The organism is Actinosynnema pretiosum (assembly GCF_024171695.1).
Taxonomy (GTDB): domain Bacteria; phylum Actinomycetota; class Actinomycetes; order Mycobacteriales; family Pseudonocardiaceae; genus Actinosynnema; species Actinosynnema pretiosum.
This window is the reverse complement of the sequence record NZ_JAMTCF010000003.1, coordinates 316507-331702: the sequence shown is the minus strand read 5'-3', so window position 1 is coordinate 331702 and position 15196 is coordinate 316507. Positions and strand designations below refer to the sequence as shown.

General features: G+C 72.6%; 15 protein-coding genes and 2 pseudogenes. 10 read left to right on the top strand and 7 right to left on the bottom strand.

The features are described from left to right. Positions 1–20 precede the first annotated feature (20 nt). Positions 21–236, bottom strand: a complete 216-nt coding sequence (locus LV78_RS07905) for a hypothetical protein (protein ID WP_253844054.1) — start codon at positions 234–236, stop codon at positions 21–23. A gap of 136 nt (positions 237–372) precedes the next feature. On the opposite strand from LV78_RS07905, the gene LV78_RS07900 reads away from it, so the two are divergent. The 4 genes from LV78_RS07900 to LV78_RS07885 are packed head-to-tail and all read left to right on the top strand — an operon-like array spanning position 373 to position 2650. After that, on the top strand, positions 373–1242 hold the full coding sequence (locus LV78_RS07900) for a helix-turn-helix domain-containing protein (protein WP_253844053.1): 870 nt from the start codon (positions 373–375) through the stop codon (positions 1240–1242). After that, positions 1239–1481, top strand: coding sequence for a DUF397 domain-containing protein (locus tag LV78_RS07895; protein WP_253844052.1), 243 nt, complete (start codon positions 1239–1241; stop codon positions 1479–1481). The genes LV78_RS07900 and LV78_RS07895 overlap by 4 nt, the downstream gene beginning before the upstream one ends. Before the next feature lie 36 nt (positions 1482–1517). Then, entirely contained in the window at positions 1518–2243 is a 726-nt protein-coding gene (locus tag LV78_RS07890; protein WP_253844051.1) for a DddA-like double-stranded DNA deaminase toxin, read from the top strand. Continuing rightward, positions 2237–2650 (top strand): Imm1 family immunity protein, encoded by a 414-nt coding sequence (locus LV78_RS07885; RefSeq protein ID WP_253844050.1) that lies wholly within the window; start codon positions 2237–2239, stop codon positions 2648–2650. The genes LV78_RS07890 and LV78_RS07885 overlap by 7 nt, the downstream gene beginning before the upstream one ends. A 12-nt stretch (positions 2651–2662) precedes the next feature. Here LV78_RS07885 and LV78_RS07880 read toward each other — a convergent pair whose 3' ends face one another. From LV78_RS07880 to LV78_RS07870, 3 genes are read right to left on the bottom strand one after another with little or no spacing between them, the layout of a single operon-like run. Then, positions 2663–4489, bottom strand: a complete 1827-nt coding sequence (locus LV78_RS07880; protein ID WP_253844049.1) for a dynamin family protein — start codon at positions 4487–4489, stop codon at positions 2663–2665. Then, the gene (grpE, locus tag LV78_RS07875; protein WP_308208685.1) at positions 4486–4860 is read right to left on the bottom strand and encodes a nucleotide exchange factor GrpE; all 375 of its coding nucleotides are present in this window, start codon (positions 4858–4860) and stop codon (positions 4486–4488) included. Before grpE ends, LV78_RS07880 begins: the two co-directional genes overlap by 4 nt. Then, positions 4857–6407 (bottom strand): dynamin family protein, encoded by a 1551-nt coding sequence (locus tag LV78_RS07870; RefSeq protein WP_253844048.1) that lies wholly within the window; start codon positions 6405–6407, stop codon positions 4857–4859. The genes grpE and LV78_RS07870 overlap by 4 nt, the downstream gene beginning before the upstream one ends. A gap of 195 nt (positions 6408–6602) precedes the next feature. Between LV78_RS07870 and LV78_RS07865 the strand changes: the two genes are divergently transcribed. From LV78_RS07865 to LV78_RS07855, 3 genes are all read left to right on the top strand, one after another. After that, positions 6603–7328 (top strand): hypothetical protein, encoded by a 726-nt coding sequence (locus LV78_RS07865; RefSeq protein WP_253844047.1) that lies wholly within the window; start codon positions 6603–6605, stop codon positions 7326–7328. A gap of 131 nt (positions 7329–7459) precedes the next feature. Next, entirely contained in the window at positions 7460–8683 is a 1224-nt protein-coding gene (locus tag LV78_RS07860; protein WP_425546827.1) for a sensor histidine kinase, read from the top strand. 49 nt (positions 8684–8732) lie between these two features. Further along, positions 8733–9389, top strand: coding sequence for a response regulator (locus LV78_RS07855; protein ID WP_253844046.1), 657 nt, complete (start codon positions 8733–8735; stop codon positions 9387–9389). 57 nt (positions 9390–9446) lie between these two features. Here the strand turns inward: LV78_RS07855 and LV78_RS07850 are convergent, their stop codons facing one another. Together LV78_RS07850 and LV78_RS07845 are read right to left on the bottom strand one after the other, a co-directional pair. Further along, on the bottom strand, positions 9447–10355 hold the full coding sequence (locus tag LV78_RS07850; RefSeq protein ID WP_253844045.1) for an SDR family oxidoreductase: 909 nt from the start codon (positions 10353–10355) through the stop codon (positions 9447–9449). Then, entirely contained in the window at positions 10352–10954 is a 603-nt protein-coding gene (locus LV78_RS07845) for a TetR/AcrR family transcriptional regulator (protein ID WP_253844044.1), read from the bottom strand. Before LV78_RS07845 ends, LV78_RS07850 begins: the two co-directional genes overlap by 4 nt. A gap of 85 nt (positions 10955–11039) precedes the next feature. Between LV78_RS07845 and LV78_RS07840 the strand changes: the two genes are divergently transcribed. The 3 genes and pseudogenes from LV78_RS07840 to LV78_RS41970 all read left to right on the top strand — a co-directional run. Further along, positions 11040–11825 carry an HAD family hydrolase gene (locus LV78_RS07840; protein WP_253844043.1) on the top strand — a complete coding sequence of 262 codons (786 nt, stop codon included), beginning with the start codon at positions 11040–11042 and terminating at the stop codon, positions 11823–11825. A 108-nt stretch (positions 11826–11933) separates the two neighbouring features. Next, a pseudogene (locus LV78_RS41975) lies at positions 11934–12197 on the top strand (Hsp20/alpha crystallin family protein); the annotation flags it as partial. A 144-nt stretch (positions 12198–12341) separates the two neighbouring features. Beyond that, positions 12342–12602 (top strand): annotated as a pseudogene (locus LV78_RS41970) (Hsp20/alpha crystallin family protein); the annotation flags it as partial. Between the two features lie 1204 nt (positions 12603–13806). On the opposite strand, the gene LV78_RS07830 reads toward LV78_RS41970, so the two are convergent. Next, on the bottom strand, positions 13807–14973 hold the full coding sequence (locus LV78_RS07830; RefSeq protein ID WP_253844041.1) for a sensor histidine kinase: 1167 nt from the start codon (positions 14971–14973) through the stop codon (positions 13807–13809). Positions 14974–15196: the final 223 nt, after the last annotated feature.

Genomic DNA, 15196 nt, shown 5'->3' with positions numbered 1-15196 from the left:
CGCGGGAGTGTAGTTCGGGGTCAGGGGCCCGCGCGGCGGGTTCGGCAGTCCCGCGCGCCCGCGAGCGCGGAGGTCAGCGCGGCCTGGAAACCGGGCACCTGCTCCACGTCGAGCGCGAAGCAGAACTCGGCCTCGGGACCGATCACCTCGACCACGTCGCCGGAGACCTCGACGACGCAGGTGTTCTCGGCGGCGTAGCTGTCGAAGCAGTCGACGGGCCACTCGCGTCGGATCACTCCGGGCTCATCCTCGGACACCGCCTGCGACATGTCTTCTCCCACCTGGTTGCATACACGCAACGCCAGCCCGTTGCTAGCTAAAACTTAAGCCCAGTGTGAACACTTAACTATCGCCTGACGGAGTGAAACCGCCATGTCCTCAGTCCGGCCGACAGTCGAGCGGCTGCAACTCGGCGTCAGCCTCACCAGACTCCGAACAGCCGCGCGCAAGTCCCAGAGCGAGGCCGCGAGCGCCATCGACCGCACGGCGGCGCGGCTGAGCCAGGTCGAGAACGGCAAGGGCAGCCTCGGGACGGAGGAGCTGGTCAAGCTCCTGGACTTCTACGACATCCGGGGGAACGAGCGGAACACGATCCTCGCGCTGGGCGCGGCGGCCCGGCGGCGGTCGGTGCGGCGCGGGTACGTGGACACGCTGCCGGAACCGTTCCAGCGCTTGGTGGAGATGCAGGTCGCGGCGAGCCGGATCAGCTGGTACGAGTGCGGCGTGATCCCCGGTCTGGTGCAGTCGCCGGACTACCTCCAGGCGATCATGCGCACCGGGAACTCCATCTACTGGGAGAGCTCCGAAGAGGAGACCGGCAATCGCATCTCGTTCCGACTGGATCACCAGCGACGAGTGCTGGAATGCAGTGACCCGAAGGAAATCACGGTCATCTTCACCGAGGATTCCTTGCAGCACGTCGTCGGCGGCACTTCAGTGATGCGAGGCCAAGCGCTCCACCTGCTGCAACTGCTGGAGCGGCACGAGAACCTGACGATCGGGATCGTGCCGAACAACGCGGTGGACAACCCCGCGCTGGGCGGTGGCCTGGTGCTGCTGGACTTCCAGGAATCGTCACCGGTCAGCTTCGCTCCGCTGCTGTACGGACCGTGCACCTACTACGATCAGGCCGAAGACCTCGCAACGATGCAACGAATGTACGACCGGGTCGAAGAACTGGCGCTCAGCCGTGAGAACACCCGAGAACTGCTGATCGATCTGGTGAGGAAGGACGCGTCATGACCCGCGACACGGGCTGGTTCACGAGCACCTACAGCTCGGCGGGCAGCAACGCTTGCGTGGAGGTCCGCTTCACCTGGCACAAGAGCAGTCACAGCTCGGCGGGCAGCAACGGGTGCGTCGAGGTCAACCACGCGGGCGCCACCGTCGGCGTCCGGGACTCGAAGAACCCCACCGGCCCCGCGTTCCGCTTCACCACCGCGGCCTGGTCCGCGTTCCTGGGGACGGTTGTCGACCGCTGACACGGGCTTTCCGCTCATCCCTCTCCCGGAGGTGCCGTGGCTTCGTTGGAGGATGTGGGCACCGCCCTGTCGAACGTGTTGGCACAGGTCACCGAAACCCGAACTCTGCTCGTCCAAGCGGGCGACCTCGCCGAGGAAGCCGCTGAACTGGTCAGCGCAGCAGGCACGGGGACCTTGCAGTCCGACGTCGAACTGACCACGGTGAGCTTCCTGGAAGCCGCGAACGGAATCTTCGACCGAGCTGGGCTCATCGCGGCGCTCGACCGAGCCGAGGAGACCACCTACAAGATCATGGTCACGCTCGGCCTCACCAGCACAGCCGCGCCACCGGCTCAGACCGCTCCGACACCATCCCACCAGGATCGCTTGAAGGCGCTGCGCGGGGAACTGCCGCCTGCCGTGGTCGCGAACACCGGTTCCAAAACGCACGGACGGTGGTTCACGCCCCACGGGGAAACCCACGAGATCATCAGCGGCGACGACCCCGGTGCGCGAGCAGCGCTCCAAGCCATTCGCGATGAGGGCTGGTCCGGGTTCGGCAGACCGATAGTGGTGATGCACGTCGAGCTGAAACTGGCGACGCACATGCGCAACGCGGGCATCGAGCACGCGACACTTGTGATCAACAACGTTCCCGGCAAGCTGACGCTGAGCTGTGAGAGCCTGATCGGCGTGGTGCTGCCCGCAGGCAGTTCTCTCACGATCTACGGCATAGACGGCTACCAGCGCACTTTCACCGGAGGACAACGAGCGCCGTGGTGACCCTGCACGCGATCTTCGACCGGGAGACCGGCGATGCCCCCATCGTGATCCGAACGCAGGAGGACATGAGCGCGCTGGTCGAGCGCGTGCGTGCCGAATCCGCGAGCGTCCCTTGCCCGAGCATCGTGGAGATCACCGACGCCGAGGACCCCTGGTGCCGGCCTTTCGCCTACGCGGGCATCGGCGTGGACCGGGGCTTCGTCCAGGTGCACGCGGACCCGCCCCTCACAACTATCGGCGACCCGAGCGCCACGGGCGTCGTCGTCTACGACCTCCAAGGCGAGGGCACCGACATCCCCGCCGACCAGGAGGTCCCGATCAGCGCCGTGCGCGCCGTGCTCTCGGCTTACCTCGCCCACGACGCGGCGCTCCCCGAGGGCTTTCCCGGCGTCCGCGCTGCGGAGTGAGCGCCCCGGCCTTCACGCGCGGTCTCGCAACGCCCTGATCCTGGCCAGCAGGTCGTCCACCTTCACGCGTCCCGCGCGCAGCTCCGCTACCTGCTTCGTCGCCGCCTGGACCGCGCGGGTGCGCTCGCCCGCTTCCATGCGCAGCGCGCGGTCCACCTCGCGCAGCTCCGCCTCGATCGCCTCGACCCGCTTGGCGAGCGCGTCGTCCAGCGCCAGCGACAGCTGCTGCTCGACCTCGATCAGCTGCTCGGCCACGAGCTGGTCCAGGGTGGACCTGGCGTCGGCGATCGAGTCCGACAGCCACTGCTTGGTGTGCTGCTTGTCCGCCGAGTGCTTCCGCGTCCGCGCCATCCACCACCCCGCGCCCAGGCCGATCACCAGCGTCGCGGGCAGCACGATCGGGTTCAGGGCGCCGATGCCCAGCCCCGCCAGCGGCAGCGCGGCCAACCGGCCCGCGCCGAGGCCGCCCGAGACGCCCATGAACACCAGCAGCTTGTCCTCGGCGGTGGGCGTGCGCTTCTCCGGCGGGCGCAGCACGATCGGCGGGGTGACGCCGCGCGCGAACTGGCCCCTGATCACCGCCATCTCGTCCGGCGTGAACAGGTCCGCCAGCGCCAGGTCCGCGACCTTCCCCAACCGGTGCCCGAGCCCCGCGCTGATCCGGGACGACACGACCTGCAGCGCCGCGTCCACCTGACCCGGCAGCGCCACCAGCTGCTCCCGGTCGGCGGCGTCGATCGCGGTGCGGAACCACGTCTGGAGGTCCCGCACCTGCCTGGCCACCTCGTGGTTGCCCTCCACGCGCGCCCGCTGCACCTCGCCGCGCAGCTTGACCTGCCAGCTCCGGGTGGATGACCTGCGCTGGGCGTTCAGCTCGTCGCGCCGCCCCCGCAGCACCTCGGCCTGCTCCTCGCCCGCCGACAGCGCGCGCAGGTCCGCCTCGGCCCCGGCCACCAGCTCGTCCAGCACGGTCGCGAGCGCGCGCAGCCCGTTCGCCTCGCCGAGCATCGCCGCCCGGCCGACCACCAGCTCCTGCAGCGCCCCCTGCAGCTCCGCGACGCCGGACCGCTCGCGCAGCATCGCCGCCGCGTCCGGGTTCGGCGCCGTGGCGGCCAGCTCGAACATCCGCGCCGACACCGGGTGGAACACCGCCTTCGCGAACCTCGGCGCGTGCTGCGCCAGCAGCGCCCGGTCCGCCTCGACCACCTCGCGCCAACCCCGGAACTGGTCGACCTTGGTCAGCGCGAACACCACCGTCTCGACCCGCTCGCCGACCGCGCGCAGGAACTCCAGCTCGCCCCTGGTGAACGGCGCGGAGGCGTCCACGACGAACAGCAGCGCGGTCGCGTCCGCCGCCGCCTCGGCCGCCAGCTCGCCGTGCGCGGCGTCCAGGCCGCCGACGCCGGGGGTGTCCACGAGCGTGAGCCGCTCCAGCAGCGGGATCGGGGCGTCCACCTCCACCGACCTGGGCGGGACCGCGCCCTCGGGCAGCTCGTGCGCGGCGGAGACCCAGTCGACCAGCCGGGCCCGGTCGAACTCGACCGGCGGGGCGCTGCCCGCGTAGCGCGCGCGGCACGCCCACCGCTCGCCGTGCCCGAACACCAGGTACGCGGCGGTGGCGACCTCGGCGTCCACCGGGGACAGGCCTGGCGTCGCCAGCAGGGCGTTGACCAGGGAGCTCTTGCCCCGGTTGGTCTCGCCGACCACCACGACCGACGCCTTCCCGCCACGCCGGGTGTCCACGAACGCGGCGGCGGCCGGGTCGACCGAGCGCACCAGCGCGGTCAGCTTCTCCCGCGTCTGGCGGACGAGCTGGGGCAGCGGCTGCGGGGCGGTCATCGGGCCGTGTAGACGGTGACGATCGGCGCGCGCAGCGCGCGCCCGCGATCGGCGAAGCCGACCACCTCGGTCTCGGCGACCAGGCCGTCGAGCGTGGCGTCGTCGGTGGGCACCACGCCGCCCGCCTCGTGCACGGACGGGTCGAACCGCTCGCCGTCCGGCCGCAGCGCGGTCACGCCGATGGCCGACAGGCCCTCCTCGATGCGCTCGACGACGCCCGAGCTGCGGGCGCGGTCCAGCGCGTACAGGCACAGCTGGACCAGGGCGCGCCGCTCGGCGAGCGCCTGGTCGAGCAGTTCACCCGCGATGGTCTCCACGTCGGGCTCCGACGCCCCCCGGCCCGGTTCCGTTCCACCGCCGCCCCACGTCATCGCCGCCCCCGAACCCGCTGACCCCGCACCTGCTGCTGCCCCCGCACCTGCTGCCAGATCAAGAAGTACGCCCGGTGCACGACGTGCGCGACCCGGCTCTGCGCCGGGGTCGCCCCGAACGAGGCGAACGAGCGCCACCACCCGGCGCGCTCCAGCGCGTGCGCCGCCACCGCCTCGGGCGGCCTGCCCACCATGCCCAGCTGCTCCACCGGGTCGGGGGACGTGCCGAACCGCAGGACCTCCTCGGCCAGGTCGACCGGCATCCCGACCGCGCCCGACGCGACCAGGGTCAGCGCCTCCAGCAGCCGCAGCTGGTGGGCCTCCGGCTTGGCCAGCAGCACCTCGATGGCGTTGTGCACGCGCTGTCGCTCGTTCGGGTCGCCGGAGGCGGCGGCCAGCGCGCTCACCGAGGCGAGCGCGGCGGCGGCCTTGATGCCGTCGGCGCGGGCGCGGAACACCGCGTTGAGCCTGCCGCGCACCCCGTCCAGCCCGGACGCGTCGAGCAGCTTGCGGCGCAGCGCGCCCGCCGTGATGGCCGGTTCGGCGTCGACCGCCTCCAGCGCGGTGCGCACGCCGTGCAGGTCGAGCCGCTCCAGCAGCCTGGCCCTGGCGGCGGCGGGCACGTCGCACTCCCAGGCGGTGAACAGGTCGGCGGACATCAGCAGGGTCTCGCGGGTGGCCTGGTCCAGCTCGGCGAGCTTGCGCAGCGCGTCGGCGTCGGCGGAGGAGAAGCGGCCGGTCTCGGCGGACTCGGCGACCAGCCCGATGACCGGCAGCACGTCGGCGACCCTGGGCTTGAGCGTCTTGGCCTGGCGCTCGGCGAGCAGCAGGGCGGCCTTCCACACGTCGCCGTCCGCGCCCTCCACGGTCTCGGCGGCGATGGTGTCGGCCTTGTTGAGCACGGCGATCGCGTTGGCCGGGCCCGCCTCGCGGCCCGCCGTCGCGGCGGTGAACGCGGCCAGCGCCTGCCGGTCGTCGACGCGGACGCCCTGGGTGAAGACGTAGAGGACGGCCTCGGCACCCGCGACCGCGCCCCTGGACACCGGGTCGAGCCCACCGCGGTGCAGCACGGCCTCGGTGCGGGCCACCGAGTCGGCGTCGAGCGAGCCGAGGCCGGGGGTGTCGATGACGGTGAGGTCGCGCAGCACGGCGTTGGTCAGGAACGCCTCGACGTGCGAGACGGTGGCGAGGTCGACGCCGAGCTCGGCGGGGACCGCGCCCTCCGCGTCGAACGGGAGCACCTGCTTGCGGCCGTCGGTGAGGACGACCTCGACCCGGTCGACCGTGCCGTACTGGTAGCGGGTGACCAGGCGGGTGCACTCGCCGACGTCGGTCGGCGCGACCCGGCGGCCGATCAGCGCGTTGACCAGTGTGGACTTGCCGGACTTGATGCGGCCCGCGACCGCGACCTGGAGCGGCGCGGCCAGCCTGGCGAGCACGCCGCGCAGTCCGGCGGCGGTGCGCGGGGAGACGTGCGGGGCCAGGCCCGTGCACAGCGACGCCACAGCCGCGGAGAGCGGACCCGCGTACCTCGCCTGTCCTGTCACCCCCGAATCGTGCCACGACCGAACGGCTGACACCCCGGAGCGGTTGCCGTCGCCCGGTTTCCGGGACGCCGCCATAACCGCTGCTGATCGCTCCTGGGCCGGTCGGCTGCCCGCCCGAACGGGAATCGGGTTACACCCCCGCGAGTCACGGGTACACGACTCACCGTGAGCGTCGGGTAGAGAGAGGCTGGAGACATGGACCAGGGGTATGCCGTGTTCCTGCTGCTCGGTGTGGTGCTGGTGCTGATCGACGGCCAGTTGATCTACCGCAGCGGTCGGGGCTACATGAACCGGGCTTACGGCGACCCGGAGGCGGCGGCGTCGATGACGCGGCTGGCGACGGTGCTCTTCCACTTGGTGATGTTCGGGCTGCTGGCGCTGGTGTCGCTGATCACGCCGGACACCGGGAACCAGGTCCAGAACGTGGTGGTGCAGCTCGGGATCATGCTGCTGGTGCTGGCGGCGGTGCACGCCGCGACGATGGTGATCCTGGCGCGCATCCGGGACCGCCAGATCCAGCAGCAGCTCGCGGACGAGATGGCGCGCGAGAGCAGGCGGTTCGAGCAGGAGAACGGTCCGGTGGGGCTGCGCAAGCGCATCGTCGAGCGGACCACGCCGGGACCGGAGGCCGCGCCGGTGGCGCAGGAGCCGCTCGCGCCGCCCGCCGACCTGCCGCCGACCACCCCCGCGCAGGGCGTGGCGCAGCAGCCGCTGGTGGCCGAGCCGGAGACGCCGCGCGGCAGCACGCCGCCGTCCGGGGTCCCGCAGCCGGGTGTCCCCCAGGCCGGTGTCCCGCAGGCGCCCGCGCCGAGGGCGGGCGAGCAGCCCGTGGCGCAGCCGTCCGTCGTGGAGCAGTCCCAGGTGGCCGCGCAGCGCGCCGAGAACAAGGCCGACCCGTTCACCGTGCACACCAAGCGGTAGTCCGGGAGCAGGTCCGCTGACCCCGGTCGGGTGGTTCGCCGAACCACCCGACCGGGGTCAGCCCGTGGTAGGAGCAGGGCTCAGACCGCAGCGCGACGCGACGGCCCCGCGCGCTGCCTAACCTGGTCACCGTGCGGCGGCTGAGCCTGTGGATGCGAACGCACCCCGCGTTCGGGGACACCCTGATCGCCGGGGTGATCTTCCTGTTCGACCTGCTCACCGTCGTGGTGCTCGCCGAGTCCGTCGACGCCGACGGGCAGCCCGTCCCCAGCTCCGGCCCGTCCGGCGCGGCCTGGCTGCTCGTGATGGCGCTGATGATCGGCCCGCTGCCCGCGCGCAGGAGGTACCCCAGGGCCAGCAGCGCCCTGATCATGCTCGGCGGGGTCGTCCAGCTGCTCACGCACGGCACCTGGTGGGGTGGTGGGCTGCCGGTGCGGCCCGCCGACATGGCGCTCGCCGTCGCGCTCTACACGATGGTCGTGTACGCGGGCAGGCGGCAGAGCCTGCTCTACCTCGCGCTGCTGGGCGCGGGCACCGTCGTGTGGGCGGTGACCTCCATGGACAGCGCCCTCGAATCGGTCGCGCTGCTGTTCACGGCCGCGCCCGTGCTCGGGTTCAGCTGGGCGCTCGGCGAGTTCGTCGGCGCGCGGCACGCCTACCACTCCGAGCTGGAGCAGCGGCTGCGGCTGCTGGAGCTGGAGCGCGGGCAGCAGGCCAGGATCGCGGTGGGCGAGGAGCGGTCGCGGATCGCGCGCGAGCTGCACGACGTGGTGGCGCACGCGGTGAGCGTGATGGTGGTGCAGGCCGACGGCGCCGGGTACGCGATCCGGACGCAGCCCGAGCTGGCCGAGGCCGCCGTGCGCACCATCTCCGACACCGGGCGGCAGGCGCTGGCCGAGCTGCGCAGGCTGCTGGGCGTGCTGCGCAGCGAGGACGGGTCGGGCACGCAGTGGGCGCCGCAGCCGGGCGCGGGCGACCTGCGGGAGCTGACCGAGACGCTGCGCGCCTCCGGGCTGCCGGTGACGCTGGTGGTGAACGGGGACCTGGGCGCGCTGCCCGCCGGGCTCGGGCTGGGCGTGTACCGGATCGTGCAGGAGGCGCTGACCAACACGCTCAAGCACGCGGGCAGCGGGGCGAGCGCGGTGGTGCGGGTGGACTGCGGTCCCGAGCGGGTGCGGATCGAGGTCGTGGACGACGGCTTCGGCACGCCCCACGACCTGGTGGAGCTGTCCGGCGGCAACGGGCTGATCGGGATGAGGGAGCGGGCGGGGGTGCTGGGCGGCCTGCTGGAGGCCGGTCCCAACCCCGGAGGCGGGTGGCGGGTCAGGGTGGACCTGCCGCTCGTGCCCGCGTGAGCGGTGTTCCCGGAGCCGGCGCTCCGGAGGGGACCTAAGGTGGCTGACCATGATCCAGGTGTTGCTCGTCGACGACCAGGAGCTCATGCGGATGGGTTTCCGCATGGTGCTCAACGCGCAGGAGGACATCAGCGTCGTCGGTGAGGCGGGGGACGGGCTCGACGCCGTGCACATGGCCGACCAGCTGCGGCCCGACGTGGTGCTGATGGACGTGCGGATGCCCGTGCTCGACGGGGTCGAGGCGACCAAGCGGATCACCGAGGCCGGGACGGCGCGGGTGCTGGTCATGACCACGTTCGACATGGACGAGTACGCGCTGTCCGCGCTGCGCAACGGGGCCAGCGGGTTCCTGCTCAAGGACACGCCGCCCGCCGACCTGGTGTCGGCGCTGCGCGCGGTGGCCAGCGGGGACGCCGTGGTGTCGCCGAGCGTGACCAAGCGGCTGCTGGGGCGGTTCCTCGGCGAGGGCGGCGGGACGCTGCGCGACGCGTCGGTGCTGGACGCGCTGACCGAGCGGGAGCGGGAGGTGCTGGTGCTGATCGCCAAGGGCATGTCGAACACGGAGATCGCGCGGAAGCTGTTCCTGTCCGAGGCGACCGTGAAGACGCACGTGGGGCGCATCCTGGCGAAGCTGGAGCTGCGGGACCGGGTGCAGGCCGTGGTGCTGGCCTACGAGACCGGGCTGGTGCGGCCGGGCGACGTGTGACGGGTGACGGGTGACCGGTCCGGCGGCCTCGTGACGGGCCGCCGGACCGGTCTCCGCTCAGCGGTAGTCCGCCGCGTCGAAGTCCGCCGGGTCGCGCTCGGGCTTCACGACGTCGTCGTTCCAGCGGCCCCAGTCCGGCCGGGAGCCGTCCAGGTCGGTGAAGCCGTACTCGCGCATGAGCGTCCACGACGCGAGCGCCTGGCCGGTGAACCGGTGCTTGTCCGGGTCGGCGGCCAGCGCGGCCAGGCCCCGGCCGAGGTAGTGCGGGGTCTCCGACATGGCGTAGTGCGGCTCCTTGGCGATCGCGTCGCGCCAGGTGGCCTCGGTGACGCCGAAGTGCTCCAGCATCTGCTCCGAGCGCAGGAAGCCGGGGGTGGCGGCGACCGAGGTGCAGCCGTGCGGCTCCAGCTCCTCGGCCATGACCCGGCCGAAGCGGCGGATCGCGACCTTCACCGAGTCGTAGGCCAGGGTGCCGGGGTAGTGGTCGTCGGTGTCGCCGTCGGTGACCTCGACCAGCAGGCCCCCCGGCTCGCGGATCAGCAGCGGGACCAGGCGGTGCAGGGAGACCAGGTGCGCCCGGACGCTGTTGTCCCACATCCGCAGCTGGGCGTCGAGGTCCTGCTCCCAGAAGGGGGCGAACTCCACGTCCAGCTCCCCGCCCCAGACGTCGTTGACGAAGACGTCGAGCTGCCCGTCGCGCTCGGCCTCGATCCGGTCGCGGAACGCGGCCACGTCGGCCGGGTCGGTGAAGTCGCAGCGCACCGCGATGCCGGTGCCGCCCGCCGCCGTGACCAGCTCGGCGGTCTCCTCGATGGTCTCGGAGCGGCCGATCGGCGACCTGCTCTCGCGGGTGGTGCGCCCGCCGACGAACACCGTGGCGCCCGCCGCGCCCAGCTCGACGGCGATCGCCCGGCCCGCGCCGCGCGTCGCGCCGGTCACCGCCGCGACCTTGCCCTTCAGCGTCATGCTCTCCCCTTGTCCGGTTGCCTCGTCAGAGGACGTCCCCAGGCGTCCAGCACCGCGTCCACGTCGTCGAGCATCCGGTCGACCAGCCCGCCGCCGGGTCGGATCGACCAGTCCAGGGTCGCGCCGGAGACCAGCGCGTGCAGCACCCGCGCCGCCCTCGCGGGCTCCGGGGCGCCCGGCAGGTCGGCCGCCGCGACCAGGTCGCGCAGGGCGGTCTCGATCGCGACGTGCAGGTCGGCGAGCAGGGCGCGCAGGGCCGGGTCCATGAGGTCGACGCCCAGCTGGGCGAGGTGGTTGCCCGCCGTCTCCGGGTTCGGGGTGCCCTCGAAGAACCACGCGGTGAGGGCGGCCCTGAGCCCCGGCAGCGGCGGCAGGCCCTCGGCCGCGGCGCGCATCCGGTTGCCGACCTCGGCGATCTCGCGCCTGCTCAGCGCTTGGAGCAGGCCGCTCTTGGAGCCGAAGCGGGCGGCCAGGGTGCCGACGGAGACCCGCGCCTCGGCGGCGACCTGGGCCATGGTGAAGTCCGGGCCCTCGCGGCTGATGACGTCGCCGGTCGCCTTCAGCAGGCGCTCGTCGGTGATGGACTTGGGACGTGCCACGCGAGTTATTGAACCACGATTCATTAATGGGGTCCAGCGCCGGGGCCTGCGGGTTTCCCGAGGGGAGCTCACCTAGGGTGGCCGAATGGAGCAGACACCCCGGCTGATCGCGCTGGACATCGACGGAACCCTCGTCCCGACCGGGAGCGACGAGGTCTCGCCCGCCGTCCGGGACGCGGTCGGGCGGGCCGTCGCGGGCGGGGCGCGGGTCGTGCTGTCCACCGGGCGGAGCGTGCTCGGCGCCGTGGGCGTGGCCGAGCGGCTCGGGGTGGGCGGGACGCTGCTGTGCTCGAACGGGGCGGTGTGGTGGGACGTCCGGGCGGGGGCGGTGGTCCGGCGGTCGGTGTTCGACGCGGCGGCCTCGCTGGCGGTGCTGCGGGAGGCGCTGCCGGGGGCGGTGTTCGCGAGCGAGGTCGTCGGGGTGGGGAGCCTGGCGCTCGGGCGGTGGGACGAGGGGGACCTGTCCGGGGAGGTGCGCGAGGTCGGGGTGGGGGAGTTCACCGCCGAGCCGACGTCGCGCCTGGTCGCGCGGTGGGTCGGGCGGGACCCGGAGGAGCTGGCCGCGCGGATGTCCGGGATCAGGCTGCCAGGGGCCACGTGGACCTCGGACCACGTGGAGGCGTGGTTGACCGTGGTGCCGGAGGGGGTGTCGAAGGGGGCCGAGCTGGAGCGGTTGCGGCGGGAGCTCGGGGTGGACCGGGCGGGCACGGCGGCGGTCGGCGACGGGCACAACGACGTGGCGATGCTGCGGTGGGCCGGGTGCGGGGTGGCGATGGGGCAGGCGCCCGAGGAGGTGCGCGCGGCGGCGGACGTGGTGACCGGGACGCTGGCGGAGGACGGGGCCGCGACGGCGCTGGGGCGGTGGTTCTGAGATTTGTCGTCCGATGGATGACATTCGGACTTGTCATCCATGTGATGACGCGCTAGTCTTGGTGCCACAGCGCATTGACCGCAAGTCGATACGTGGAGGTGGTTCCTGATGTTGATGCGCACCGACCCCTTCCGTGAGCTGGACCGCTTCGCGCAGCAGGTGCTGCGGGGCGTCGGCGGCCTCGGGTCCGGCGGGCAGGGCGGCACGTGGTCGCGGCCCGCGATGATGCCGATGGACGCTTACCGGGTTGGGGACGAGTTCGTGGTGGAGTTCGACCTGCCGGGGGTGGCGGCGGACGCGATCGAGCTGGACGTGGAGCGGAACGTGCTCACGGTGAAGGCCGAGCGCAGGCCGGGACGCCTCGGGCGGGATGCGGCTGGTCGGGGTTCGGCTGGTCTGGGTGGGACTGGCCTGGCAGCGGCGAACGACTCCGGGGCGGGTGCCGCCGGTACCGCGGGCGCCGAGGTCGGCGAGCGGAGGACCGGGCAGCCGAGCGAGGTCGAGCAGTCGGGCGTGGTCGAGATGGTGGTGTCGGAGCGACCGCTGGGCGTGTTCTCCCGGCAGCTGTTCCTGGGCGACGCCCTGGACGCGGAGAACATCCGCGCCGACTACGACGCGGGTGTCCTGACCCTGCGCATCCCGATCGCCGAGCGCACGAAGCCGAGGAAGATCGCGATCGGCAGCGCGGGGAACCGCAGCACCGACCACACCACGGTGGACGCCGCGCACGTGGACCGCAAGGAGTTCGGCGCCGAGGGCGCGCCGACCAGGACCTGATGGTCGAGCCGGGGCTTGGCGGTTGGGGCCAGGGCTTGGTGGTTGGAGCGATGCCTGGTTGTTGAGCCGCCGATGCCTAGCTGTTGAGCCAGGGCCTGGTGGTTGAGCCAGAGCTTGGCGGTTGGAGCGATGCCTGGTTGCTGAGCCAGAGTCCGGTGGTTGAAGCGATGCCTGGTGGTTGAGCCGCCGGAGCCTGGTGATCGAGCCGGTGCCTGATGCGTGAGCCGATGCCGATGGTTGGGCACGAGCACTCGCACGGGCAGCAACACGCACAGTCCAGTCCGCGCAGTCCAAACAAGGGCCGTGCGGAAGAACATCGATGAGCGAGTCGAACACGCACACGGGTACCGGGACTCCGCGCGGGTCCCGGTACCCGCGCGTGTCGTGAGACATGGCCGGCCCTGCCGCCCGCCGCCTGCTGCCCGAGTTCCCCTGCCCGCTACCCGCGCCCCGAATTTCGCTCCCCGAGTTCCCCTGCCCACCGCCAGAGTTCGACTGCTCGCCACCCGCGATCCGCGTTCCACCGCCCGCTCTCCGCGCCCCACGACCCGCCGCCCGACACCCGCGTCCCGGCACCGCGCTGCCCGACACCCGACATCCGCGTTCCGCACCCCGACACCCGAGTCCCGCTGCCTGCTGCCTGCTGCCTGCTGCCTGCTGCCTGCTGCCTGCTGCCTGCTGCCTGCTGCCTGAGTACTACCGCCTGCTGCCCGCCATCCGAATCCCGCCGTCCGAGTCCCGCTGCCCGAGTCCCAGCGCCCGCTGCCCGCCATCCGAGTCCCGCCGTCCGAAGTCCCGCTGCCCGCTGCCAAAGTCCTGCCGCCCGGCACCCGCGTACCGCACCCGCCGCCCGCGCGTGCCGCTCGTGAACCGCGCGGTTTTCACCTCGAAGCGAGTCCCGCGCCGTGGAGTCCCGTCGCGGAGCAGGTCGGTTACTCCGAGCCGCTCAGCCGCAGAGCGGTCAGCCGTGAGTCAGACCGGGCGCGAGGCGAGCCCCATCGTGGACAAACCGGTCGTGGACGGGCCGGTCGCGGACGGGCCGGTCGCGGACGGGCCGGTCGTGGGCAGATCAGTCGCGGGCAGGTCAGTCATAGGCGCGCCGGTCGTGGCGCGCCGGTCATGGGCAGGCCGGTCATGTGCGGGCCGGTCATGTGCGGGCCGGTCATGGGACAGGCCCACACACACCACCCCACCGTGCGGCAGGTCAGTCGTTGGAGACCGGGATCTCCGCCCTGACCTCCCAGCCACCGGTGGGGCGCGGTCCGGCGGTGAAGGCGCCGCCGAGGAGTTCCGCGCGTTCGCGCATCCCCACCAGGCCGTAGCCGCTGGAGCCGGTCAGCGGGGAGGTTCGCTGGCGGCCGTCGTCGGCCACCCGCACGCGCACGGCGGAACCGTCGCTGGTCACCTCCACGTCGACGCGCGTCACCCCGTCCGCGTGCTTCCTGGTGTTCGTCAGCGACTCCTGCACCAGCCGCAGCACCGACCTGGCCAGCGCCACCGGGAACTCGCCGGGCAGGTCGACGCTCAGCCGCACCGGTTGGCCCGACTTCTCGGCCACCGCGCGCACGTCGTCGGCCAGGCCGCTGTCCGTCGCCTCCGGGGCCGCCGCCTCCGAGTCGCGCAGCGTGCCGACCAGCCGCCGCATCGCCGTCAGCGCCTCGTTCCCGCTGGTCACGATGATCGGCAGCACCTCCTGCGCCGCCTGCGGCACCGCCTGGGCCGCCTGGGCGTGCACGACGATGCCGGTCACGTAGTGCGCCACCACGTCGTGCAGCTCCCTGGCCAGCGCCATCCGCTCCGCGTGCTGCGCCGCCGCCACCTCGGCCCGCACCGCCGTCGCCCGCTCCCGGTCGCGCGCCCGGAAGTACAAACCCGTCCCCACCGACAGCGCCAGCAGGATCACCGTGACGACGGCGTTCGGCAGCAGGCTGGGCTCGGCGGGGAAGTGGTCCGGGTACCTGACCCAGTAGTTCGGGCGGATGTAGTACTCGGCGACCCCGGCGACCACCAGCACCACGAGGGCGACCGTCGAGCGCCAGACCTCCTCCTGCCGCACGACGATGGCCGCCATCGCCATCATCGCCCCGAGCTCGACCACCGTCAGCGCGCCCAGCAGCGAGGGCCCCGGCGTGGCCTCGGTCATGCGCATCAGCACGGAGGACACCACCAGCGCGGTGGCCGCGGCGAGCACCGCGTCGAACGGCTTGCGCGGCGAGACCACCGCCAGTGCGGTGAGCGACAACGACCCGATCAGGTTCGTCCAGACGGGGCCCTCGCCCTGCGCTTGGAGCAGCAGGAACATCACCAGGACGCTCGCGAGCGGCCACTGCCGTCGGGCCAGTGCCCGCCATTCGAGGTTGGTGCCCTCCACGGGAGAACACCGTAGAACCTTCCGGGTGAACCTGCGTCACTCCCTGGTCGGGTGCGGGGTCAGCCACGAGGTGGACGGAAAGCCGCAGATGAGCACCCCGCTGGCCGATGTCGGATGACCCGCGCGCGGGCGACCCTGGTGGTGGGGAAGCTCGGAGGAGGAGAGAACGATGATCACAACGATCGCGACGTGGACCGGAGCCGCGCTGGGCGTGCTCGTGCTC

Coding starts and splice junctions, on each gene's coding strand:
- LV78_RS07900 (WP_253844053.1), top strand. CDS start 373: ATGTCCTCAGTCCGGCCGACAGTCGAGCGGCTGCAACTCGGCGTCAGC.
- LV78_RS07895 (WP_253844052.1), top strand. CDS start 1,239: ATGACCCGCGACACGGGCTGGTTCACGAGCACCTACAGCTCGGCGGGC.
- LV78_RS07880 (WP_253844049.1), bottom strand. CDS start 4,489: ATGACCGCCCCGCAGCCGCTGCCCCAGCTCGTCCGCCAGACGCGGGAG.
- grpE (WP_308208685.1), bottom strand. CDS start 4,860: ATGACGTGGGGCGGCGGTGGAACGGAACCGGGCCGGGGGGCGTCGGAG.
- LV78_RS07865 (WP_253844047.1), top strand. CDS start 6,603: ATGGACCAGGGGTATGCCGTGTTCCTGCTGCTCGGTGTGGTGCTGGTG.
- LV78_RS07855 (WP_253844046.1), top strand. CDS start 8,733: ATGATCCAGGTGTTGCTCGTCGACGACCAGGAGCTCATGCGGATGGGT.
- LV78_RS07850 (WP_253844045.1), bottom strand. CDS start 10,355: ATGACGCTGAAGGGCAAGGTCGCGGCGGTGACCGGCGCGACGCGCGGC.
- LV78_RS07840 (WP_253844043.1), top strand. CDS start 11,040: ATGGAGCAGACACCCCGGCTGATCGCGCTGGACATCGACGGAACCCTC.